This window comes from Cryobacterium tagatosivorans, assembly GCF_004402215.1.
Lineage (GTDB): Bacteria > Actinomycetota > Actinomycetes > Actinomycetales > Microbacteriaceae > Cryobacterium > Cryobacterium tagatosivorans.
The window spans coordinates 1-21,293 of record NZ_SOEZ01000081.1 but is presented as its reverse complement, the minus strand read 5'-3'; the positions used below and the strand labels follow the sequence as shown (position 1 = coordinate 21,293).

Sequence of the window (21,293 nt, the reverse complement as noted above, 5' to 3'; positions counted from 1 at the left end):
GGGTGAAGGGTCCGGGTGCCGGCGGAGCGAGCCGCGGCATCCGGACTCTGCTAAACTCTTCAGGTTGCCGTCTAACGGCCGCGGACAAAGAGAGCCCAGGCATTCTGCCCCGGGCACCGCGCAGTGAGAGAAAGGGGATCCCATCTATGGCACTCGAAGCTAATGCTAAGAAGGCGATCATCGAAAAGTACGCTACCCACCCAGGCGACACGGGTTCCCCCGAGGTTCAGATTGCAATGCTCACGCAGCGCATCCTCGACCTGACGGAGCACCTCAAGGAGCACAAGCACGACCACCACTCACGTCGTGGCCTGCTGCTTCTGGTTGGACAGCGTCGCCGTCTGCTCGGTTACCTGTCGGATGTCGACATCAGTCGCTACCGCTCGCTGATCGAGCGTCTCGGCCTTCGTCGATAACGCGATCTTCTTACGAACGGGCCGTCACCCTTGGGTGGCGGCCCGTTTTGTTTTCTCCGACCGCGATTGGGCGGGCGGGCGACGGGCTGTCCCCTTTCATGCCGACAGCGAGCATCCGCCCCCGGTGCTAGCTTGACGCCAGTGTCGTTTCGGGACCCTCATCGTTTCCGTACGACGCAGGCACGAACAACACCGGGGGAAACAGGACCATGAACGGTTTCGTACTGCGGAGAGTCTTTCCTGACCGCCCATGAAGTCGAGGCGCCGGACACCACGGACGTGGTCGCGCAACTGCGTGATCGCACGCGCAGGCAGTCCACGCCGCTGGAGAGGGAATACTCGGATGCCTGCGCGGCGATGGAGTACGGCTGGGACGACGTCTACTCGCCCCTGATCTACGCGCTCTGAGTCTGCAAGGCTGGTTCTCATGACCGACACGAACCAGAAGGCAGACCTCCTGCACTACCTGCAGGCCGGTCGAGAGGCCCTGCTGTGGAAACTCGACGGACTCACCGAGTACGACCTGCGCCGCCCCCTGGTCCCGAGCGGCACCAATCTGCTCGGACTGGTCAAACACGTGGCCAGCGTCGAAGCCGGCTACCTCGGGGACACGTTCGGACGCCCGTTCGGCGAGTCGCTGCCCTGGCTGGATGACGACGCTGAACCCAACGCGGACATGTGGGCCACGGCCGCTGAGCCCCGGGAGTGGGTCATCGCCCTGTACCGTCGCGTGTGGGCGCACTCCGACGCCACGGTCGACGCGCTTGCCCTGGACGCGATCGGACACGTGGCATGGTGGCCGGCCGATCGCAGCGCGGTCACGCTGCACAAGATCCTGGTGCACATGACTGTCGAAACCCACCGGCATGCCGGGCACGCCGATCTCGTCCGAGAGCTCATCGACGGCAGTACGGGGCTCCGCCAGGACAACGACAACATGGCAGAGGGCGACGCTGCCTGGTGGCAGGGCTACCGGGACAAGCTGGAAGCGACGGCCCGGCAGGCCGGCGGCAACTGAGCCCTCCCGAGCCGCGACCTGCCCATTGCGGGCTTGCTCATATCTTCTTCATAGGAAACGCATAGCGTGCGCCGTCAACCTTGTCTACAACGAGACCAGGGAAGGCGAGGCGTCACGATGAATCTCCACGAACGAGGCAGGAAGCTCAGCAGGGCAGTGACCGGCGCGATCGGCCTGATCGCGGTGGTCGCCGCCTCGGCGCTGGGGCTCCACACCTGGGCCGACGTGCAGGCCACCAAGGCGGCGAGTCAGAACTCGGCCTCGTCGACGCTCGTCACGCCGGGCTCCGACGACGGGGGCTCCGAGGACGAGGGCTCCGAGGACGAGGGTGACGAAGGCCGGGACGACGACTCGTCCTCGTCCTCTTCGTCATCCTCGTCGGCGAACAACGCACCGGGTCTCCTCGTGAGGCCGGGCAACGGCGGACCGTCCCACGCTTCGACGAACGGGTCCTGACGTGGCGACGGCGGCTCGGGACTGGACGCTGTGGAGTACCACCGCGCGCCTCGTCGTGACGGACGCGGGTCGACTGGACCAGGCGTGGGCGATCGCGGATGCCGTCCTGGCCGACATCGACCGGGCGGCGAACCGCTTCCGCGCCGATTCCGAACTCCGGCTCAAGGCGGGCGAATTCGCCCGCGGCACGATGGTGAGCGACACGCTCGCCGGCCTCGTCCGGCAGGCGCTCGAATCCGCGGCGTCGACCGGCGGCGACGTCGACCCGACCCTGGGCAACGCGCTGGGCGCGGTCGGCTACGACCGCGACATCCGCCTGGTGGAAGACGACGGCGTGCCGGTGCGGGCCATTGCCTCAGCACGGCCCGGCTGGCGAAGTGTCACCGTGTCCGGAAACCGACTGCGTGTCCCCGCCCACCTCGTCCTCGACCTGGGTGCGACGGCGAAGGCCGTCGCCGCTGACCGCGTCGTCGCGTCGATCAGCAGCGAACTCGGCTGCGGGGCCCTGCTGAGCCTGGGCGGAGACATCGCGACAGCCGGAGCCGCGCCGGCGGGCGGCTGGCAGGTGCTCGTGCAGGACACCCCGAACGACCCGGGCACCAGCGTGACGCTGGCCGCCGGAATGGCCCTGGCCACATCGAGCACGCAGCGGCGGCGCTGGACCAGGGGCGGAGCGCCCCAGCACCACATCCTCGATCCGCGAACGGGCCTGCCGGCCGAACCGGTCTGGCGCAGCGTGACGGTCGCGGCACCGACCTGTCACCGCGCCAACACCCTCAGCACGGCAGCGATCGTGCGCGGCCGGAAGGCCACGGCCTGGCTGGACCGAAGCGGACTGCCCGCGCGACTCGTTGACTCGCGCGGCACCGTCCTCACCCTCGGCGGCTGGCCGGACGAGGAGACCGTCGGGCTCGGGGCGGTGGCCTCGTGAACGAGGCCCTCTGGGCGCTCGGGCGGGGCACCGGCGTCGTCGCGCTCGCGCTGTTCACGGTCTCCGTGCTGCTGGGCATCCTGACCCGGTCCGGTCGCCCCCTGCTCGGCCTGCCCCGCTTCTCGGTCGCTCTCGTGCACCGCAACGTGTCGATCCTCGCGACCGTCTTCATCGCCATCCACCTGCTGACCCTGCTCGGAGACTCCTTCGCCCAACTCAGGGTCATCGACTTCTTCGTCCCGTTCCTCGGTGCCGTCAAACCGGTCTGGCTGGGCCTCGGCACGGTGGCCGTCGACCTGCTGGTCGCCGTCATGGTCACGAGCCTGCTGCGCCGGTACGTCGGCCGCCGGGTCTTCCGCGCCGTGCACTGGCTCACCTACGCGATGTGGCCGTTCGCACTCGCGCATTCGATCGGCAACGGCACGGATGCTTCGCAATCCTGGTTCATCGCCTTCGCCGCGGCCTGTTCCGCGGCCGTCATCGCGGCGGTCGGCTGGCGGCTGACCCGCGGGTTCGTCGAGTACCAGGGCATCCGGCAGGCAGCCGCTCCGGACCGACCCGTACGAGCAAGGAGGAACCCATGAGCCCCGTGACCCAGGCCGTCCGCCCGACCGTCGCGGCTCCGGCCGGGACGGCCAGGCTCACTTCCGGCCGCGCGCCCGGCTTCGGGAGCCACCTCGCCGACTTCGGCCCGATACCCAGCCTCGTGGCGGAGGGGCTCCTCGAGGAACTCCGCGCGTCCGGTCTCGAGGGCCGCGGCGGGGCGGCCTTCCCCGCCTGGCGCAAGATCGAGGCGGCCAGGGCCCGCGGCCGTTCCCGCGGTCGGCGCGCCGTCGTGGTCGGCAACGCCGCGGAAGGCGAACCGCTCAGTTCCAAGGACCTGACGCTGTTGCGGATGGCCCCGCACCTGGTCATCGACGGCCTGCTCGGCGTCGCGACCACCCTCGACGCGGGCAGCATCCACCTCTACGGGCCCGAATCGGCGCTCCCGGCTGTGGCGCGCGCCCTGGCCGAGCGCCCGGACGCCCGCGCCATTGACCTGCGACCGTCCGCGGAGACGTTCGTCTCCGGTGAGGCATCCGCCGTGGTCAGCGCCCTGGCCGGCCGCCGGCCCGTGCCGCAGGACCGGACGGTGCGGCTCACCGAGGCCGGCCTGAACGGGCGGCCGACGCTGGTGCACAACGTCGAGACGCTGGCGCAGATCGCCCTCATCGCCCGTTTCGGCGCGGCCTGGTTCCGCTCGGTCGGAACGGCGACCGACCCGGGAACCCGCCTGGTCACGGTCAGCGGAGACGTGGCGTCGCCCGGTGTCCTGGAGATCGCGGGCGGCACCCGGATCGGGGACCTGCTCGGGTTTGCCGGAGCGGACACGGCCGCCCTGTCGGCCGTCCTGGTCGGCGGGTACCACGGCGCCTGGGTCCCGGCCGCAGGCTTCTCCGCGAACCTCGCCCGCGAGCAGCTTGCACCCTTCGGCGCGGCCGTCGGCGCCGGCATCCTGATGGCCCTCGACGCCCGCCGCTGCCCGCTCACCCTGGCGAGCTCGATCGCCGGCTACCTGGCCGGCGAAACCGCGGGCCAGTGCGGCCCGTGCGTGAACGGCCTGCCCGCCATGGCGGAGGTGCTCCACCGGCTCGCGCGCGGTGACCGGAATGCGGGCCTGCCCGCGGAGGTGCGCCGGCTCGCCGAGCTCGTCACCGGCCGCGGCTCCTGCCACCACCCCGACGGCACCGCCAGGTTCGTGCTCAGCACCCTCACCGTGTTTGCCGAGGATGTCGCCGCGCACCTCGGCGGCCGCTGCGCGAAGGACCACTCATGACCGCGAGGCCGGCCGCGAACGCGCGGCTGCTGCTGCACATCGACTGGACCGCGTGCGACGGCCGCGGGCTCTGCACCGAGATCCTGCCCGAGCTGCTCGGACGCGACGAGTGGGGCTACCCGATCGCGCCAGGGCACGGGTCCGACGTGCCGGTCCCCGACCGCCTCGCCCCTGCCGCCGAGGAAGCCGTCGCCCTCTGTCCGCGGCTGGCGCTCAGCCTCCGGCGCCGCGACTAGCGGGGCCGGCGGTCGGCTGAGCGGCGGCGTTCGCCGCTCTCAGTGGCCGATGACGTCCGAGTCGACTCCGGCCTCCGGGCCCTGGTCGAGCGCGGTCAGCGCTTCGACGTCGGTCGGGTCGAGGGTGAAGTCGAACACGTCGATGTTCTGCAGGATCCGCTCGGGGGTCCGCGACTTCGGGATGGCGACCAGCCCCAGTTCGATGTGCCAGCGCAGCACGATCTGGGCGGGGGTCTTCTCGTATTTTTCGGCGAGGAAACCCAGCAGCGGTTCGTCGAGCAGCTCGGTGCCCTGCCCGAGGGGGCTCCAGGATTCCGTGACGATGCCGTGCGCGGCGTTGTACTCGCGCTGCTCGGCCCGGGTGACGTACGGGTTCAGCTCGATCTGGTTCACGGCCGGCACGATGCCCGCCTCCGCGAGCAGCCGGTCGAGGTGGGCGGGCTTGAAGTTCGACACCCCGATCGACCTGGCCTTGCCGGAGGCGACCAGCGCCTCGAAGGTCTGCCAGGTCGAGACGAACAGGCCGCGCTGCGGCACCGGCCAGTGGATGAGCAGCAGGTCGATGTAGTCGAGGCCCAGCCGGGCGAGGGAGTCGTCCAGTCCCGCGATCGCCTTGTCGTCGCCCTGGTAGGCACCGTTGAGCTTCGTCGTGACGAAGAGCTCCTCCCTGGCAATGCCGCTGTCCCGGATGCCGCGGCCGACGCCGGTCTCGTTGCCGTACTTGACGGCCGTGTCGAGGTGCCGGTAGCCGGCCTCGACGGCGGTGACGATCGCCGGCGCCACCTCGGCGTCGGTCAGCGGCCAGGTCCCGAGCCCGATCTGCGGAATGCCCAGGCCGTTGTTGAGAAGAACGAGGGGAGCGTTCATGGGGTCCTTTCGAAGCGGATGGTCGCGAACAAATCCCGGCGACCCGCCAACGAGGGACACTGCGGCACCTAGGATTGATGTTTGCCCGGCAAGGAAGCCGGACGACCAACTGAACGGACATTACCCCGCCATGAGCCTCAGGCGCACCAAGAGTATCGAATCTTCCATCGCCGATTCCCTCGAAAAGGGCCATAACCTCAAACGCACGCTGGGCACCTGGGACCTGATGATCATGGGCGTCGCCGTCGCGGTCGGGGCCGGTATCTTCTCGGTCGGCGCGAAGGCGGCGGGAAGCTATGCCGGGCCGTCCGTCACGCTGGGCTTCATCCTCGCCGCCTTCACCTGCGCCCTCGCGATCATGTGTTACGCCGAGTTCGCCTCGGCCGTACCCGTCGCCGGATCGGCCTACACCTTCACCTACGCCACGCTGGGCGAGCTGCTCGCCTGGATCATCGGCTGGGACCTCATCCTCGAGATGCTGACCGCCGCGGCCGTCATCGCCAAGTACTGGGGCATCTACCTCAGTAACGTCTTCGCGCTCTGGCACTGGGACATCCCGGCCGAGATCAATGTGGTCGGCCTGAAGGTGAGCTGGGGGGCGTTCGTCATCGTCGCCATCTTCACGACCCTGCTCGTGCTCGGCACCAAGCTCTCCGCGCGTGTCGCCAGCATCTTCACCCTGATCAAGATCGCCATTGTCGTCTTCGTCATCGTCGTCGGCGCGTTCTTCATCAACATCAAGAACTACACGCCGTTCATCCCCGAGTCCGTGCCGACCAAGGGCGGCGACGGGGACGCCTGGAGCCAGTCCCTGTTCTCCTTCATGACCGGGGCGGCACCCGCCCAGTACGGCATCTTCGGCCTGCTGGCCGGAGCCTCGCTGGTGTTCTTCGCCTTCATCGGCTTCGACGTGATCGCGACCTCCGCCGAGGAAGTCAAGAACCCGCAGAAGACCCTCCCGCGCGGCATCTTCGCCGGCCTGGCCATCGTCACCGTGCTCTACATCGGCGTCAGCCTCGTGCTCACCGGCATGGTGCCGTACACCGTGCTCGCGGACGACCCCAACGCCTCCCTCGCGACGGCCTTCGTCGCCGTGGGCGCCGGCTGGGCCGCCCAGGTCATCTCCGTCGGCATCCTGGTTGGCCTGACCACCGTCATCATGGTGCTGCTGCTCGGCCTCTCCCGCGTTCTCTTCGCGATGAGCCGCGACGGCCTGCTGCCGCGGTCGCTGAGCAAGACCTCGGCCAAGCGCGGCACCCCGGTGCGCATCCAGATCATCACCGGTCTGGCCGTGGCCCTGATCGCTGGGCTCACCGACGTCGGCGTGCTCGAGGAAATGATCAACATCGGCACGCTGTCGGCCTTCGTGCTGGTGAGCATCGCCGTGGTCGTGCTGCGCAAGAAGCGCCCGGACCTGAAGCGGGCGTTCAAGGTGCCGTTCTCGCCGTTCCTGCCGATCCTCTCCGCCGTGCTCTGCTTCTGGCTGATGATGAATCTCACGACGCTGACCTGGGTGCGTTTCGCCGTCTGGCTCGTGATCGGCCTCGTCGTGTACTTCGCCTACGGACGTCGTCACTCGGTCGTCGGGATCGAAGCGAAGCGGATCTTCGACGACACGATCCGCGACGAAGCGATCGCCGAGGAAGACTCGCTCCGCAAGTAGTCCCGGCATCCCGGGGGCGAGATGCCGCGCCGCGGGTGGACACCCAGCCGCGATCGGGCACGATGGGGGGATGCTGCACCGCCATCCCGTCCTGTCCCTGGTCACGCTCGCCTACCTGGCGTTCGTCGGCTGGGTGACCCTCGGGCCGCAGCCGCTCGACAGTGCCAACAACGGCTGGCTGCTGCGCGCCCTGGGCTTCTTCGCCCGGCACGACGCGACCGACTGGATCACCTACGGGCGGGTCGAATTCGCCGCGAACATCGGCATGTTCATCCCCATCGGGGTGTTCCTGCTCCTGCTCCTCGGGCGGCGGCTGTGGTGGCTGGCCATCCTCGCCGGCGTCGTGCTCACCGGCTCGATCGAGTTCACCCAGCAGTTCCTGCCGACGCGCTATCCGGATCTCCGCGACCTCGTCGCGAACTCGGCCGGCGCCGTGCTCGGGGTGCTGTTCGCGCTCGTCATCACCGGGTGGGAGGTTGTTCGCCGCCCGCCCGTTCGTGGATCGGCGCGCGTGTAGATCTCCTCGATCGGCCGGGCGAGCCCGTTACAGCCGGTAGAGGCGCGCCTCCCAGGGCCGCAGCCCGCTTCCGTCGGCGCCGGCGTAGTTGCCGAGCACCAGGTCGCCGCCGGTGACGTCGACCGGGAGCGGCCCGACCAGGGGCGCATCCGACGCGTTCGCGACCACGAGCAGTGTCTCGTCGCCGAGCGTGCGTGTGAACGCGTAGAGCTGTTCGTGCTCCGGCTCGAGCATCGAGAACGCGCCCAGCGCCACAACCGGGCTCTCGTGCCGCAGGGCGATCAGGCGCTGGTAGAAGCGGAAGATGCTCCGCTCCCCGGCGCGGTCGGCGACCGTGTTGATCCCGGGGAAGTTCGGGTTCGCCGCGATCCACGGGGTTCCGGAGGTGAAGCCGGCGTTGTCGGAGGCGTCCCACTGCATCGGCGTGCGGGCGTTGTCTCGCCCCATCGTGTGCACCCCGGCCAGCACGGCGGCGGGGGACCGGTCGAACTCCTGCACCGCCTCGCGGAAGTGGTTGAGCGACTCGATGTCGCGGTAGTCGTCGATGGAATCGAAGCGCACGTTGGTCATGCCGATTTCCTCGCCCTGGTAGATGTAGGGCGTTCCGCGGTGCAGGTGAAGCACGAGCGCCCAGAGCGTGGCCGATTCGTACCGGTACTCGGAGTCGTTGCCGAACCGCGACACCAGCCGGGGCTGGTCGTGGTTGTTGAGGTACAGGCTGTTCCAGCCGGTGTCGGCGAGGCCGTCCTGCCAGCGGGACAGGCTCTTCTTCAGCGCCGGCAGGCTGAGCGGCAACGCGTGGAACTTGTGCTCGCCCTGGTCGAGCGAGACGTGCTCGAACTGGAAGATCATGTCGACCTCCGCCCGGGCCGGGTCGGTGAACAGCACGGCGTCGCTGACGCTCACACCGGGCATCTCGCCGACCGTCAGGTGCTCGCCGCCCCGGCCCGCGAAGACCTCCCGGTGCATCTCCTGCAGGTAGTCGTGGATTTGCGGCCCCATCGGCGAGCCGCCGTCCACGCTCGGCCGGGGGCCGTCGACGAGCTCTACCCGCTTGGCGATGAAGTTGATCACGTCCATCCGGAAGCCGTCCACGCCGCGGTCCAGCCACCAGTTCATCATCGCGTAGACGGCGCGGCGCACCTCCGCGTTCTCCCAGTTGAGGTCCGGCTGCTGCCGGGCGAACAGGTGCAGGTAGTACTCGCCGGTCGCCCCGTCGAGGGTCCAGGCCGGCCCGCTGAAGGCGCTCCGCCAGCCGTTGGGCGGGCCGCCGTCGGCCGCGGCCGGCCGCCACCAGTACCAGTCGCGCCGGGGGTTCGTCCGGGAGGAGCGCGACTCCTGGAACCAGTCGTGCTCGTCGCTCGTGTGGTTGACGACAAGGTCCATCACGATCTTGATGCCGCGTTCGTGCGCCTCGGCGAGGAGAGCGTCGAACTCCGCGAGGCTGCCGAACACCGGGTCGATGTCCTGGTAGTCACGGATGTCGTAACCGTTGTCGTGCTGCGGCGACGGGTAGACGGGAGACAGCCACACCGCATCGACGCCGAGTTCGGCGAGGTAGCCGAGCTTCGCGCGGATGCCGCCGAGGTCGCCGACCCCATCGCCGTCCGAGTCCGCGAAACTCCGGGGGTACACCTGGTAGACAACCGCTCTCGTCCACCAGGGGGCCGCGGCCGAGTCGGCATCCGGGGTACCCGCCGGGACGGGCTTGCGGGCAGAATCGAGGGCAGGTTCATCCGTCATCCGCCAATCCTGCCACGCGTGGCACGGGGCGGGGGAATAGGATCGCGCGGCCCATGGTTGGCTAGGGTATCTATGCAAACGCATTGAGATTGAGAGGCTGGAAATGCAGTTCGGAATCTTCACCGTCGGGGACATCACCACCGACCCCACGACCGGTCGGACCCCGACCGAACACGAGCGCATCACGGCCATGGTGACCATCGCCAGGAAGGTCGAAGAGGTCGGGCTCGACGTCTTCGCCACCGGCGAGCACCACAACCCGCCCTTCGTGCCCTCCTCGCCGACCACGCTCCTCGGCTACATCGCCGCGCAGACCGAGCGGATCGTGCTGTCCACGGCGACCACGCTGATCACGACCAACGACCCGGTCAAGATCGCGGAGGATTACGCGATGCTGCAGCACCTCGCCGAAGGCCGGGTCGACCTGACGCTCGGCCGCGGCAACACGGGCCCGGTCTACCCCTGGTTCGGGCAGGACATCCGCCAGGGCATCCCGCTGGCCCTCGAGCACTACGCCCTGCTGCGCCGGCTCTGGCGCGAGGACATCGTGGACTGGTCGGGCGAGTTCCGCACCCCGCTGCAGGGTTTCCAGTCGACGCCGCGTCCGCTCGACGGCGTGCCGCCCTTCGTCTGGCACGGGAGCATCCGCACCCCTGAGGTCGCCGAGCAGGCCGCCTTCTACGGCGACGGCTTCTTCTCGAACCACATCTTCTGGCCTGCCTCGCACACCGCGAAGATGGTGGGCTACTACCGCCAGCGCTTCGAGCACCACGGCCACGGCACCGCCGCGCAGGCCATCGTCGGACTCGGCGGGCAGGTGTTCATGCGCAAGAACTCGCAGGACGCCGTCAACGAGTTCCGTCCGTACTTCAACAACGCCCCGGTCTACGGCCACGGGCCGAGCCTGGAGGAGTTCACGGAGCAGACTCCGCTGACCGTCGGCAGCCCGCAGGAGATCATCGACCGCACGCTCGGCTTCCGCGACTACGTGGGCGACTACCAGCGCCAGCTCTGGCTGATGGACCACGCGGGCCTGCCCCTGAAGGTCGTGCTCGAACAGCTCGACCTCCTCGGCGAGGAAGTCGTGCCCGTGCTCCGCGCCGAGTTCGCGAAGAACCGCCCGGCGACCGTGCCGGATGCCCCGACGCACGCGTCCCTCAGGGCCGCGGCGGACGCCCGGGCGATCGCGAAGACCGCCGTGAGGCCGGGCTCGCCGGCCGGCGCGGCCTTCGGCCTCGCCGCGTCGAACCCGAAGGGGGCCTGAGATGACGACCCGCCGACTGGCCGTGGTGTCCGCCGGCCTGAGCCGGCCGTCATCGACCCGGATGCTGGCCGACAAGCTGGCGGCCGCGACGGTCGCCCGGCTCGCCGAGAACGGCATCGAAACGACCGTGGAGACCATCGAGCTCCGGGACATCGCCAGGGACGTGATGAACAACATGCTCACCGGGTTCCCGAGCCCCACGCTGGACGCCGCGATCGAGGCCGTGACCGGTGCCGACGGGCTGATCGCCGTCACCCCGATCTTCACCGGCAGCTACAGCGGCCTGTTCAAGTCGTTCTTCGACGTCCTGGACAACCAGTCCCTCACTGACATGCCGGTGCTGATCGGCGCGACCGCCGGCACGGCGCGGCACTCCCTGGCGCTGGACCACGCGCTCCGGCCGATGTTCACCTACCTGCATTCCGTGGTCGCACCCACCGCGGTCTTCGCCGCCTCCGAGGACTGGGGGAGCGGGGACCGCCGAGTCAAGACCCTGCCCGACCGAATCGACCGCGCCGCCGGCGAACTGGCCGCACTGGTCGCGGTCTCCGACCGCTCGGCCACGGTGCGGGATCCGTTCGCCCTCGCAGCCGTCTAGCCCCGTCTAGCCCCGCGAAAACGCAGTTGTGCGCGCTAAAACGTCGTTTTAGCGCGCACAACTGCGGTTTCGCGGAGGGGGGAAAGGGGGTATTCAGGGCGGGGGCTGTTAGAATTGGGGCGGCCATCTTCGGATGGCCGAGCAACTGGAGCAGGCTGGCAGGAAGCTGGTCCTCGGTGGTGGTTTCCCACCCGCGGTTCTCACGAACGGCGTGGGTGGTGAATTTCTACTGGTGGCCAGCACGAGTCCGTCGCTCACCGCGCACGACTTCGTCCTGCCTGTTCCCTGCTCCTTGTCCCACTCGCGCGCCACACGGGCATGCGAGTCTAAACAAAGGAGAGAACCCCCACATGGAGGGTCCAGAAATCACGTTCGCTGAAACCGTTATCGATAACGGCAAGTACGGCAAGCGCACCATCCGTTTTGAAACCGGGCGTCTCGCCCAGCAGGCGCAGGGTTCTGCCGCCGCCTACATCGACGAAGAAACCATGCTTCTCTCCGCCACGAGCGCGAGCAAGCAGCCGAAGGAGAACTTCGACTTCTTCCCGCTGACCATCGATGTCGAGGAGCGTATGTACGCTGCCGGCCGCATCCCGGGCAGCTTCTTCCGTCGCGAAGGTCGCCCGTCGACCGAGGCGATCCTCACCTGCCGCCTGATCGACCGGCCGCTGCGCCCGTCGTTCGTCGACGGCCTCCGCAACGAGATCCAGGTCGTCGTGACCGTTCTGGCCATCGCGCCGGACGAATACTACGACGTGCTCGCGATCAACGCGGCGTCCATGTCGACGCAGCTCGCCGGCCTCCCGTTCTCCGGCCCGATCGGTGGCGTCCGCGTCGCCCTCATCCCCGATGAGCACGGCTCCGGCCAGTGGGTTGCCTTCCCGAAGTACTCGCAGATCGCCGACGCCGTGTTCAGCATGGTCGTCGCCGGTCGTGTCGTCACGGATGCCGATGGCGGCCAGGACGTCGCGATCATGATGATCGAGGCCGAAGCCACCGACAACTCGTGGGACCTCATCAAGGGCGGCGCCATCAAGCCGAACGAAGAGGTCATCGCCGAGGGCATCGAGGCCTCCAAGCCGTTCATCAAGCAGCTCATCGAGGCCCAGCAGAAGGTCGCGGCATCCGCTGCCAAGCCGACCGGCAACTACCAGGTCTTCCCGCCCTACCAGCCGGAGACCTACGACGCCGTCGCGGCCCTGGCCGAGGCCGAGCTGGGCGACGTGTACAAGATCGCCGGCAAGGTCGAGCGCCAGGATGCCGATGACGCACTCAAGGCTCGCGTCAAGGATGCCATCGCGGCCAGGATCGACGCCGGTGAACTTCCCGCCGGTGCGCTGAACCAGGTCTCCGCGGCGTACAAGTCCGTCACGAAGAAGGTTGTCCGCACCCGCGTCCTCAACGAGGGCGTGCGCATGGACGGTCGCGGCCTCGCCGACATCCGCCCGCTCGACGCCGAGGTTGCTGTCATCCCGCGCGTGCACGGTTCGGCGATCTTCCAGCGCGGCGAGACCCAGATCCTGGGTGTCACCACGCTGAACATGCTCAAGCTTGAGCAGACGATCGACTCGCTGAGCCCGGTCACCAAGAAGCGCTACATGCACAACTACAACTTCCCGCCCTACTCGACCGGTGAAACCGGCCGCGTCGGAACGCCGAAGCGCCGCGAGATCGGCCACGGAGCGCTCGCCGAGCGCGCCCTGGTCCCCGTGCTGCCCACGCGCGAGGAGTTCCCGTACGCCATCCGTCAGGTCTCCGAGGCGCTCAGCTCCAACGGTTCCACCTCGATGGGTTCCGTCTGCGCCTCGACCCTGTCGATGCTCAACGCCGGTGTGCCGCTGCGCGCACCCGTTGCCGGCATCGCCATGGGCCTCATCTCCGACACCGTTGACGGCAAGACCCGCTACGCGGCCCTGACCGACATCCTCGGCGCCGAAGACGCGCTCGGCGACATGGACTTCAAGGTTGCCGGCACGAGCGAGTTCGTCACCGCGATCCAGCTCGACACCAAGCTCGACGGCATCCCCGCGTCGGTCCTGGCCGGAGCGCTCACCCAGGCCAAGGATGCTCGCGCCACGATCCTCGCCGTGCTGAACGCCGCGATCGACAAGCCCGACGAGATGGCCCCGACCGCGCCCCGCGTGATCTCGGTCCAGATCCCGGTCGACAAGATCGGCGAGCTCATCGGCCCGAAGGGCAAGATGATCAACTCGATCCAGGACGAGACCGGAGCCGACATCTCCATCGAGGAAGACGGCACCGTGTACATCGGCGCCGTCGACGGCCCCTCGGCCGAGGCCGCTCGCGCCATGGTCAACGCCGTCGCGAACCCGACCAACCCCGAGGTTGGCGAGCAGTTCCTCGGAACTGTCGTGAAGATCGCCGCCTTCGGCGCCTTCGTCTCGCTGCTCCCGGGCAAGGACGGACTGCTGCACATCTCCGAGGTGCGCAAGCTCGCCGGCGGCAAGCGGGTCGAGAACGTCGAAGACGTGCTCGGCGTTGGCCAGAAGGTCCTCGTTGAGATCACCAAGATTGACGACCGGGGCAAGCTGTCGCTCGCGCCGGTTCTCGAGGAATCGGCCGAAGCGGCCGAGTCCGAGGGCGCCGAGGTTCCGACCGAAGCGTAGTCTGGTAGTTCTCCCGATCACCTCTCGCCAGGTGGATCGGTGAGACGGAGGGCCCGTCCTGCTTCGGCAGGGCGGGCCCTTTCGCCTGCCGGGCCGTGGCCACCCCCGAACTGGGGTCAGCGCCCGCCCTGGTCCGCGCCGCCGGCCGGACACTAACCTGCAGCATGACAAATCCTCAGAATCGCCTGCGTTCCCTGTCGCGCCTCGGCGCCCTGTCACTCCTGAGCGCCGCCCTGGTCGTCGGCGCAGTCGCGACCCCGGCCACGGCCGCCCCCGCCGCGTCGCCCTCCGCGGCCGCCGCGGGAGCGCGTGCCGGCCAGGCCGCCCTCTCGCTCGCCGCGCCGCTCGGCTATGTCGCCCTCGGTGACTCGTTCACGTCCGGCCAGGGCGCCCCGCCGTACTCCGACGCGACCTGCCAGCGCAGCAGGTACCAGAGCTACCCGGTCATCAGCTCCCTGCTCAGCCCGTACCGCCTCAGCGCGAACAAGGCCTGCTCGGGCGCGAGCATCTCCGATATTCCCGCCCAGCTCTCCGGGGTCAGCGCCCGGGCGAAGCTGGTTACGATCACGGTGGGCGGCATCGACGCCGGATCGACCGCGATTCTGCAGGCCTGCGCCCCCGACCCGGCGAGCGCGCCCTGCGGCCTGGCCGTGCAGACGAGCCTGGCCACGCTGTCCAGCCCGGCCTTCGCGACCAGCCTGGCCCAGACCTACGGCTACATCGCGGCGACCCTGCCGGATGCCCGCGTGGCCGTGCTGAACTACCCGATGCTGTTCCAGCCGGGGGTGTCACCGCTGGGCGACCTGGTCAACCAGGGCACCGGGGCCCTGAACGCCGCGATCCAGGCGGCCGTCACGTACACACCGGAGCCGGCCGGCGTCGACCGGATCCGCTACATCGACGCGACCCAGGAGTTCGCCGGCCACGGCATCGGGTCCGCCGTGCCGTACATCGCGTTCGACCCGGCGAACCTGCTGGCGCCGAGCAATTTCCACCCGAACGCGCTGGGCAACACCTTCGGCTACTACCGGGCGCTGGTGGCTGACGGCGTCCTGCGCCGCTGACTGCGCCGCTGACTGCGCCGCTGATGGCGTCGGGAGCGCTCGTGGCCCGTGGGGCACGCGAGCGCTCCCTTGCGCTTCCCCCCGCCCCTTCCTAGACTCGCGGCAGATCACGCGGAGGAGGCGGCAATGGCGCTCACGGTAGGAGTCCTGGCCCTGGTGGAAGCCCGGCCCGGCAAAGAACAAGACGTGTGGGACTTCCTCAGCGGCGGGCGAGACATCGTCGCCGCAGAGCCCGGCACCCGCACCTGGTACGCGTTCCGGGTCGACGAGAAGACCTTCGGCATCTTCGACACGTTCGAGACCGAGGAAGGCAGGCAGGCGCACCTGGCCGGCGCCATCCCCGCCGCCCTCGCCGAGCACGGCCCGGCCCTCCTGGCCCGGGATCCCGACATCCGGCTCGTCGAACTCATCGCCGTCAAGTAGGCCGACGGGCCTCGCCGCCGCCCCCTCGCGGCACGGAGGCGGCCGAATCTACTTGAAGAAAATGCAACTTAGCGATATAGTCAGATGGTGCTTTCCACCGAACTCCCCGTCGCCCAGCTCAAGGCCGAACTCTTCAAGGCCCTCGGCCACCCCGTGCGAGTCCAGGTGCTCGAACAGCTCGTGGGCGGGGAACGCTCCGTGGGAAGCCTGGCCGATGCGCTCGGTGCCGAGCTTTCGAGCCTGTCGCAGCAACTCGGCGTGCTCCGCCGCGCCGGCGTCGTGACCACCCGCCGAGAGGGCAACACCATTTTCTACGCGCTGCGCGACCGGGGCATGATCGACCTGCTCGAGGTCGCCAAACGGATGCTCGTCGCCAACCTGCAGGACTCGCACGCCCTGCTCCGCACGATGGAACAGGACGCACGATGAAGACCAGGGCACGGCACGGACTGGCCTTTGCGCGGGGGCTCCTGCCTCAGCGAGCCGACTTCGCCCTGATGCGGCGCTCGCCCGGCCGGGACCTGCTCGCCGGGCTGACCGTCGCCATCGTCGCGCTGCCCCTCGCCCTGGCCTTCGGGGTCGCCTCCGGGCTCGGGGCAACAGCCGGCCTCACCACGGCGATCATCGCCGGCATCCTGGCCGCGGTGTTCGGCGGCAGCAACATCCAGGTCTCCGGCCCGACCGGGGCGATGACCGTCGTGCTCGTGCCGGTCGTGCACGAGTTCGGGGTGTCGGGCGTGCTCGAGGTGACGGTGATGGCCGGGGTCCTCCTGCTCGTCCTGGCCGTCAGTGGGATCGGCCGGTATGTGCGCTATCTGCCTGCCTCGCTGGTGGAGGGCTTCACCGCGGGCATCGCGGTCGTCATCGCGCTGCAGCAGGTGCCCAACATGCTGGGCCTGCAACCGGGGGACCAGGAGAAGGTCTGGGCCCTCGCCTGGGACGCGGTCGTCCGCTTCGCCCAGGCGCCGGACCCGGTCGCTCCGCTGATCACCCTGGGAGTGGCCGGGGTCATCCTGGCCGGCGCCCGGTGGCGACCCTCGCTCCCGCTGTCACTGCTCGCCGTGGTGATCGTGACCATGATCGCCGCCTGGGGCTCGTCCGATCTCCCCGTCATCGGCGCGCTGCCGAGCGGGCTGCCCGCCCCGGCCACCGGCTTCTTCGACCCGGCCATGCTCGCCGCGCTCCTGCCCTCGGCCCTGGCCATCGCGGCCCTGGCCGCCCTGGAGAGCCTGCTCAGCGCGACGGTGGCCGACGGAATGAGCGTGGGGGAGCGTCACAACCCCGACCGCGAGCTCTTCGGCCAGGGCATCGCCAACCTCGTCGTCCCGTTCTTCGGCGGCGTGCCCGCCACGGCCGCGATCGCGCGGACGGCCGTCAACGTGCGCAGCGGCGCCCGGTCGAGGCTGGCCGCCATCTCGCACTCGCTGGTGCTGCTCGTGGTCGTGCTGGTCGCGGGATCGCTCGTCGGCTTCGTGCCGCTGGCCGCCCTGGCCGGTGTGCTGCTGGCCACGACCATCCAGATGGTGCAGTTCGGCTCGATCCGCGCCATCATGCGCGCCACCCGCGGCGATGCCGTCGTGCTCGCGGTCACCTTCGGGGTCACGGTCGCCATCGACCTCGTCACCGCGGTCGTGGTGGGGCTCGCCTCGGCGGCCCTGCTCGCCCTCCGCGAGGTCGCGCGCAGCGCCCGGGTCGAGCAGGTTCCCCTGGACACCGCCGACCACAGCGCCGAGGAACGCGAGCTCCTGGCCGAGCACATCGTCGCCTACCGGTTCGACGGACCGCTGTTCTTCGGCGCCGCGCACCGCTTCCTGCTCGAACTCACCGAGGTGAGCGCGGTCTCCATCGTGATCCTGCGGATGAGCCGGGTCACCACGCTCGACGCGACCGGCGGCCTCATGCTCGACGACGTGATCACGCGCCTGGAGGCCAAGGGGATCGTCGTGCTCGTCTCGGGCGTGACCGATCGCCATCGCGCGGTGCTCAGGCGACTCGGCGTCGCGCCGCACCTGCGCGAACTGGGGCGGGTCTTCGCCGCCACCCCCGACGCGATTGCCTACGCCCGTACCCTGCTCCCGGCACCGCGGAAGCCGTAGGACACTGCTGAACACGGCGTCTTGAGGGGCCCGGCACTCGTGAAAACCGGAACCGGTGGCGGGTACTCGCTGTTTCGTCCGGTCTTCGGGCACGAACCCTTAATCCTTCCGGCCTTCAATCCCTGTTGGGTTCAGGGAAAGCTCGAGGGCACCTCGCTGAGTTCTGTCCAAGTGCCCAGATCCCGTTCGGGCTGGTGAGGCCGAGGGCCGCAGTCGTGCACTGGGGTCTGAGCGGGCGGCCGACCCGGCTTCGTCAGCAAGCTCCTGGGGCGTGTCTCCCAAAGGCTAACGCCCCGGTGATTTGAGTTACGCGCGCGATCCGCCGCTGCGCGGGTGGCGCATCGCCCGCGTAGCGGCGTACGGCCCGCGCATCCTGCCCGCGCATCCTGCCCGCACCACCGGAGACACGCTCCAGTGGCGGCGGCTCAGGCGCCTGCGCCCGAGGTGCCGTTGCTCTCCAGCAACGGCGTGATCCGAAACGGGATCAGCTCGCCCATCGCGAGCGAGGTTTCGGTGCGCTCGACGCCGTCGCAGGCGAGGATCGTGCCGTCGATGCGGAACAGGTCGTCGGCATCCCGGCAGACCACGCGCACCAGGAGGTCGGCGGGCCCGCTCATGCCGTGGGCCTGGACGATCTCCGGGATCAGGGCCAGTTCGGCGACGATCTGGGCCAGCCGCTTCTGCTGCACGTGCACGGTGATGAACGCCGTCAGCTGGTAGCCGAGGACCATCGGATTGACCCGACGGTCGAAGCTGAGGAAGGCGTTGGATTCCTCCAGCCGGGCCATCCGGGCCTGCACGGTATTGCGGGAAAGCCCCAGCTTCTGGGCGAGGGCAACGAAGGTGCTGTTCGGATCTTCGCAGAGAGCGGCGAGCAGCTGAGTGTCGGTTTTGTCCAGGCTGTGCATAGTGCAAGACGTTAGCACGCGGCTCGCGCGCTGGATAGAGCAGTATGCCCAAGAAAATCGAGCGCGGTTGTGCTTTGTGTCGCATCACCCTAGGATCATTTCAACTTTAGCAAGGACGCTAGGAGCGGTACTTTGGTTGATTTCCCCGCAGAATTCGTGCAACTTCTTACTCCCGACGGCGTGCGGACCGCCCTGGCCGACTACGACCCGTGGGTCGCCGACGTGACCGGCGAACAATTGGCAGCGATGTACGAAGACATGATCGTCGTTCGTCGCATCGACACCGAGGCCACCGCGCTCCAGCGGCAGGGCGAGCTCGGCCTGTGGCCGCCGCTCCTCGGGCAGGAAGCCGCGCAGATCGGCTCGGCCCGCTCGCTGCGCAGCGACGACTTCGTCTTCTCCAGCTACCGCGAGAACGCCGTCGCGTACTGCCGCGGGGTCGACTACACCGACATCCTCCGCGTCTGGCGCGGCTCCGCGCAGTCTGGCTGGAACCCGTTCGAGATCGGGATGGCGAGCCCCGCCATCATTATCGGCGCGCAGACGCTGCACGCCACCGGCTGGGCGATGGGCGCCAAGTTCGACGGCTCCGACTCGGTCGCGATCACCTACTTCGGCGACGGCGCCACGAGCGAGGGCGACGTCAACGAGGCCATGGTCTTCGCCGCCAGCTTCCAGGTGCCGGTCATCTTCTTCTGCCAGAACAACCAGTGGGCCATCTCCGAGCCCGTCGGACTGCAGGCGCACCGCAACATCGCCGACCGCGCGCCCGGCTTCGGCATCCCCAGCATCCGGGTCGACGGCAATGACGTGCTCGCGGTCATGGCGGCGACCCGCATCGGCCTGGACCGGGCCCGGAACGGCGGCGGGCCGACGTTCATCGAGGCCGTCACCTACCGGATGGGGCCGCACACCACCGCCGACGACCCCACCAAGTACCGTGACGTCGCCGAGCTGGAGGCGTGGAGGGCGAAGGACCCGATCCTGCGCCTGCAGCGCCTGCTGGACTCCATGGGGCTCTTCACGCCCGAACTGGAGGCAAAGACCCAGGCGAAGGCGGATGCCGTCGCCGCGGAACTCCGCGCCGGCTGCATCGGGATGCCCGACCCGGCACCCCTCACGGTCTTCGACAACGTCTACGCGACGCCGCACACGACCCTGGACGGCCAGCGCGCCGAATACGCCGACTACCTCGCGAGCTTCGACGCCGCGGACGGGAGCAGCTCATGAGCATCACCACGCTGAATCCGATGACCGCCAACGCCGTGAGGACGCCGACCACCTTGACGACGCCGACCACCCTGACGCTGGCCAAATCCATCACGGCGGCACTGCGCCAGTCGATGGCGGACGACCCCAAGGTCGTGCTGCTCGGTGAGGACATCGGCGCGCTCGGCGGTGTCTTCCGGGTCACCGACGGCCTGCTCGCCGAGTTCGGCGCGAACCGCGTCATCGACACGCCGCTGGCCGAATCCGCCATCATCGGCACCGCGGTCGGCCTCGCCTACCGCGGCTACCGCCCGGTCTGCGAGATCCAGTTCGACGGTTTCATCTACCCGGGCTTCGACCAGATCGTCAGCCAGGTCGCCAAGCTGCACTACCGCACCCAGGGTGCGGTGAAGATGCCGATCACCATCAGGGTGCCGTTCGGCGGGGGCATCGGCGCCGCCGAGCACCACTCCGAGTCGCCCGAGGCCTACTTCACCCACACCTCCGGGCTGCGCGTGATCGCCGTGTCCAACCCGCAGGATGCCTACAGTATGCTCCGCCAGGCCATCTCCTCCGACGACCCGGTGCTCTACTTCGAGCCCAAGCGCCGCTACCACGTCAAGGGCGAGGTCTCCCCGGTGCTCGGCGAGTCGATGGAGAAGGCCGTCATCATCACCCCGGGCACGGATGTCACGCTCGTGACCTACGGCCCACTCGTGCCCACCGCACGGGATGCCGCCCTCGCCGCCGCCGACGAAGGCGTCTCGGTCGAGGTCATCGACCTCCGCTCGCTCGCGCCGGTCGACTACGCGACGCTCGAGGCATCCGTTCGCAAGACCGGCCGGCTCGTCATCACGCACGAGGCCGTCCGCTCCGGCGGGATCGGCGGCGAGATCGTCGCCAGCATCACCGAGCGCTGCTTCAACTACCTCGAGGCCGCCCCTGTGCGCGTCACCGGCTGGGACATCCCGTACCCGGCCGCGAAGCTCGAGAGCCACCACCTGCCAGACCTCGACCGCATGCTCGCCGGCGTCGACCGCGTGATGGGACGCTGACCGCAATGATCAAGATCTTCAAACTCCCCGACCTCGGTGAAGGACTCACCGAGTCGGAGATCGTGGCCTGGCATATCGCCCCTGGCGACACGGTCACCCTCAACCAGCACATCGCCGACGTCGAGACGGCCAAGGCCGTCGTCGAGCTGCCGTCGCCGTTCGCCGGCACCGTGTCCGCGCTGCACCAGCCCACCGGCGTCGTCGTGCAGGTCGGCGAGCCGATCGTGTCGTTCGACGTGGCGGGCGCCGAACCGGCCGCCGCGCCGACTGCGCCCACGAACGGCGCCGGCGTCACGGCGCCGGCCGAGCCCGTCCAGGAGCGGGAGGCCGTGCTCGTCGGCTACGGCGCGTCGGTCGAACGCGGCGGACGCCCGCAGCGGCGCGCC

Annotated in this window: 23 protein-coding genes; 20 read left to right on the top strand and 3 right to left on the bottom strand. The window is 69.2% G+C overall.

The genetic code is table 11. The features are described from left to right. Positions 1 to 146: 146 nt before the first annotated feature. From rpsO to E3O23_RS17670, 8 genes are all read left to right on the top strand, one after another. Positions 147 to 416, top strand: coding sequence for a 30S ribosomal protein S15 (gene rpsO, locus E3O23_RS17700; RefSeq protein ID WP_088455691.1), 270 nt, complete (start codon positions 147 to 149; stop codon positions 414 to 416). Between the two features lie 279 nt (positions 417 to 695). After that, positions 696 to 824 (top strand): hypothetical protein, encoded by a 129-nt coding sequence (locus E3O23_RS18725; RefSeq protein WP_255453325.1) that lies wholly within the window; start codon positions 696 to 698, stop codon positions 822 to 824. 19 nt (positions 825 to 843) lie between these two features. After that, the gene (locus E3O23_RS17695) at positions 844 to 1,434 is read left to right on the top strand and encodes a DinB family protein (RefSeq protein WP_134493376.1); all 591 of its coding nucleotides are present in this window, start codon (positions 844 to 846) and stop codon (positions 1,432 to 1,434) included. A 117-nt stretch (positions 1,435 to 1,551) separates the two neighbouring features. Further along, positions 1,552 to 1,890: a hypothetical protein gene (locus E3O23_RS17690; protein WP_134493374.1), complete on the top strand. Its 339-nt coding sequence runs from the start codon at positions 1,552 to 1,554 to the stop codon at positions 1,888 to 1,890. Between the two features lies 1 nt (position 1,891). Further along, positions 1,892 to 2,821, top strand: a complete 930-nt coding sequence (locus E3O23_RS17685) for an FAD:protein FMN transferase (RefSeq protein WP_134493372.1) — start codon at positions 1,892 to 1,894, stop codon at positions 2,819 to 2,821. Continuing rightward, positions 2,818 to 3,405 carry a ferric reductase-like transmembrane domain-containing protein gene (locus tag E3O23_RS17680; protein WP_134493370.1) on the top strand — a complete coding sequence of 196 codons (588 nt, stop codon included), beginning with the start codon at positions 2,818 to 2,820 and terminating at the stop codon, positions 3,403 to 3,405. The genes E3O23_RS17685 and E3O23_RS17680 overlap by 4 nt, the downstream gene beginning before the upstream one ends. Then, positions 3,402 to 4,637 (top strand): NADH-ubiquinone oxidoreductase-F iron-sulfur binding region domain-containing protein, encoded by a 1,236-nt coding sequence (locus E3O23_RS17675; protein WP_134493368.1) that lies wholly within the window; start codon positions 3,402 to 3,404, stop codon positions 4,635 to 4,637. Before E3O23_RS17680 ends, E3O23_RS17675 begins: the two co-directional genes overlap by 4 nt. Then, positions 4,634 to 4,873, top strand: coding sequence for a ferredoxin (locus E3O23_RS17670; protein ID WP_134493366.1), 240 nt, complete (start codon positions 4,634 to 4,636; stop codon positions 4,871 to 4,873). Before E3O23_RS17675 ends, E3O23_RS17670 begins: the two co-directional genes overlap by 4 nt. A 39-nt stretch (positions 4,874 to 4,912) precedes the next feature. Here E3O23_RS17670 and E3O23_RS17665 read toward each other — a convergent pair whose 3' ends face one another. Continuing rightward, positions 4,913 to 5,740 carry an aldo/keto reductase gene (locus E3O23_RS17665; RefSeq protein ID WP_134493364.1) on the bottom strand — a complete coding sequence of 276 codons (828 nt, stop codon included), beginning with the start codon at positions 5,738 to 5,740 and terminating at the stop codon, positions 4,913 to 4,915. Positions 5,741 to 5,870: 130 nt separating this feature from the next. Here E3O23_RS17665 and E3O23_RS17660 point away from each other — a divergent pair, with 130 nt between their 5' ends. Next, a complete protein-coding gene (locus E3O23_RS17660; protein ID WP_134493362.1) occupies positions 5,871 to 7,403 on the top strand; it encodes an amino acid permease in 1,533 nt (510 codons plus the stop codon). Positions 7,404 to 7,473: 70 nt separating this feature from the next. Next, a complete protein-coding gene (locus E3O23_RS17655) occupies positions 7,474 to 7,920 on the top strand; it encodes a VanZ family protein (RefSeq protein WP_134493360.1) in 447 nt (148 codons plus the stop codon). A gap of 27 nt (positions 7,921 to 7,947) precedes the next feature. Here the strand turns inward: E3O23_RS17655 and E3O23_RS17650 are convergent, their stop codons facing one another. Continuing rightward, positions 7,948 to 9,663 (bottom strand): glycoside hydrolase family 13 protein, encoded by a 1,716-nt coding sequence (locus E3O23_RS17650; protein WP_134493358.1) that lies wholly within the window; start codon positions 9,661 to 9,663, stop codon positions 7,948 to 7,950. Positions 9,664 to 9,766: 103 nt separating this feature from the next. Here E3O23_RS17650 and E3O23_RS17645 point away from each other — a divergent pair, with 103 nt between their 5' ends. The 7 genes from E3O23_RS17645 (at position 9,767) to E3O23_RS17615 (ending at position 17,735) form a co-directional block, all read left to right on the top strand. Beyond that, entirely contained in the window at positions 9,767 to 10,927 is a 1,161-nt protein-coding gene (locus E3O23_RS17645) for an LLM class flavin-dependent oxidoreductase (RefSeq protein ID WP_134493356.1), read from the top strand. 1 nt (position 10,928) lies between these two features. After that, positions 10,929 to 11,525, top strand: a complete 597-nt coding sequence (locus E3O23_RS17640) for an FMN reductase (protein ID WP_134493354.1) — start codon at positions 10,929 to 10,931, stop codon at positions 11,523 to 11,525. Between the two features lie 350 nt (positions 11,526 to 11,875). After that, on the top strand, positions 11,876 to 14,152 hold the full coding sequence (locus E3O23_RS17635; RefSeq protein WP_134493352.1) for a polyribonucleotide nucleotidyltransferase: 2,277 nt from the start codon (positions 11,876 to 11,878) through the stop codon (positions 14,150 to 14,152). Between the two features lie 164 nt (positions 14,153 to 14,316). Beyond that, positions 14,317 to 15,216, top strand: coding sequence for an SGNH/GDSL hydrolase family protein (locus tag E3O23_RS17630; RefSeq protein ID WP_134493350.1), 900 nt, complete (start codon positions 14,317 to 14,319; stop codon positions 15,214 to 15,216). A 126-nt stretch (positions 15,217 to 15,342) separates the two neighbouring features. Then, positions 15,343 to 15,639 (top strand): putative quinol monooxygenase, encoded by a 297-nt coding sequence (locus tag E3O23_RS17625; RefSeq protein WP_134493348.1) that lies wholly within the window; start codon positions 15,343 to 15,345, stop codon positions 15,637 to 15,639. 87 nt (positions 15,640 to 15,726) lie between these two features. Further along, a complete protein-coding gene (locus tag E3O23_RS17620) occupies positions 15,727 to 16,068 on the top strand; it encodes an ArsR/SmtB family transcription factor (protein ID WP_241983541.1) in 342 nt (113 codons plus the stop codon). Then, positions 16,065 to 17,735, top strand: coding sequence for a SulP family inorganic anion transporter (locus E3O23_RS17615; RefSeq protein ID WP_134493344.1), 1,671 nt, complete (start codon positions 16,065 to 16,067; stop codon positions 17,733 to 17,735). The genes E3O23_RS17620 and E3O23_RS17615 overlap by 4 nt, the downstream gene beginning before the upstream one ends. Before the next feature lie 425 nt (positions 17,736 to 18,160). Here the strand turns inward: E3O23_RS17615 and E3O23_RS17610 are convergent, their stop codons facing one another. Further along, the gene (locus tag E3O23_RS17610; protein WP_134493342.1) at positions 18,161 to 18,643 is read right to left on the bottom strand and encodes an Lrp/AsnC family transcriptional regulator; all 483 of its coding nucleotides are present in this window, start codon (positions 18,641 to 18,643) and stop codon (positions 18,161 to 18,163) included. Between the two features lie 132 nt (positions 18,644 to 18,775). On the opposite strand from E3O23_RS17610, the gene pdhA reads away from it, so the two are divergent. The 3 genes from pdhA to E3O23_RS17595 form a co-directional block, all read left to right on the top strand. Continuing rightward, complete coding sequence (gene pdhA / locus E3O23_RS17605; RefSeq protein ID WP_134493340.1) at positions 18,776 to 19,873, top strand: pyruvate dehydrogenase (acetyl-transferring) E1 component subunit alpha; 1,098 nt, start codon at positions 18,776 to 18,778, stop codon at positions 19,871 to 19,873. A gap of 20 nt (positions 19,874 to 19,893) precedes the next feature. Continuing rightward, on the top strand, positions 19,894 to 20,907 hold the full coding sequence (locus E3O23_RS17600; RefSeq protein ID WP_134493446.1) for an alpha-ketoacid dehydrogenase subunit beta: 1,014 nt from the start codon (positions 19,894 to 19,896) through the stop codon (positions 20,905 to 20,907). A gap of 5 nt (positions 20,908 to 20,912) precedes the next feature. After that, the coding region (locus E3O23_RS17595) for a biotin/lipoyl-containing protein (protein WP_338145317.1) at positions 20,913 to 21,293 on the top strand (381 nt) is incomplete at its 3' end.

Excerpts from the sequence above, each read along its gene's own strand:
- E3O23_RS17600 (WP_134493446.1), top strand. The coding sequence starts at position 19,894 with ATGACCGCCAACGCCGTGAGGACGCCGACCACCTTGACGACGCCGACC.
- E3O23_RS17615 (WP_134493344.1), top strand. The coding sequence starts at position 16,065 with ATGAAGACCAGGGCACGGCACGGACTGGCCTTTGCGCGGGGGCTCCTG.
- E3O23_RS17675 (WP_134493368.1), top strand. The coding sequence starts at position 3,402 with ATGAGCCCCGTGACCCAGGCCGTCCGCCCGACCGTCGCGGCTCCGGCC.
- E3O23_RS17650 (WP_134493358.1), bottom strand. The coding sequence starts at position 9,663 with ATGACGGATGAACCTGCCCTCGATTCTGCCCGCAAGCCCGTCCCGGCG.
- E3O23_RS17665 (WP_134493364.1), bottom strand. The coding sequence starts at position 5,740 with ATGAACGCTCCCCTCGTTCTTCTCAACAACGGCCTGGGCATTCCGCAG.
- E3O23_RS17690 (WP_134493374.1), top strand. The coding sequence starts at position 1,552 with ATGAATCTCCACGAACGAGGCAGGAAGCTCAGCAGGGCAGTGACCGGC.
- E3O23_RS17610 (WP_134493342.1), bottom strand. The coding sequence starts at position 18,643 with ATGCACAGCCTGGACAAAACCGACACTCAGCTGCTCGCCGCTCTCTGC.
- E3O23_RS17660 (WP_134493362.1), top strand. The coding sequence starts at position 5,871 with ATGAGCCTCAGGCGCACCAAGAGTATCGAATCTTCCATCGCCGATTCC.
- E3O23_RS17630 (WP_134493350.1), top strand. The coding sequence starts at position 14,317 with ATGACAAATCCTCAGAATCGCCTGCGTTCCCTGTCGCGCCTCGGCGCC.
- E3O23_RS17670 (WP_134493366.1), top strand. The coding sequence starts at position 4,634 with ATGACCGCGAGGCCGGCCGCGAACGCGCGGCTGCTGCTGCACATCGAC.
- rpsO (WP_088455691.1), top strand. The coding sequence starts at position 147 with ATGGCACTCGAAGCTAATGCTAAGAAGGCGATCATCGAAAAGTACGCT.
- E3O23_RS17625 (WP_134493348.1), top strand. The coding sequence starts at position 15,343 with ATGGCGCTCACGGTAGGAGTCCTGGCCCTGGTGGAAGCCCGGCCCGGC.
- E3O23_RS17655 (WP_134493360.1), top strand. The coding sequence starts at position 7,474 with ATGCTGCACCGCCATCCCGTCCTGTCCCTGGTCACGCTCGCCTACCTG.
- E3O23_RS17635 (WP_134493352.1), top strand. The coding sequence starts at position 11,876 with ATGGAGGGTCCAGAAATCACGTTCGCTGAAACCGTTATCGATAACGGC.
- E3O23_RS17645 (WP_134493356.1), top strand. The coding sequence starts at position 9,767 with ATGCAGTTCGGAATCTTCACCGTCGGGGACATCACCACCGACCCCACG.
- E3O23_RS17640 (WP_134493354.1), top strand. The coding sequence starts at position 10,929 with ATGACGACCCGCCGACTGGCCGTGGTGTCCGCCGGCCTGAGCCGGCCG.
- E3O23_RS17695 (WP_134493376.1), top strand. The coding sequence starts at position 844 with ATGACCGACACGAACCAGAAGGCAGACCTCCTGCACTACCTGCAGGCC.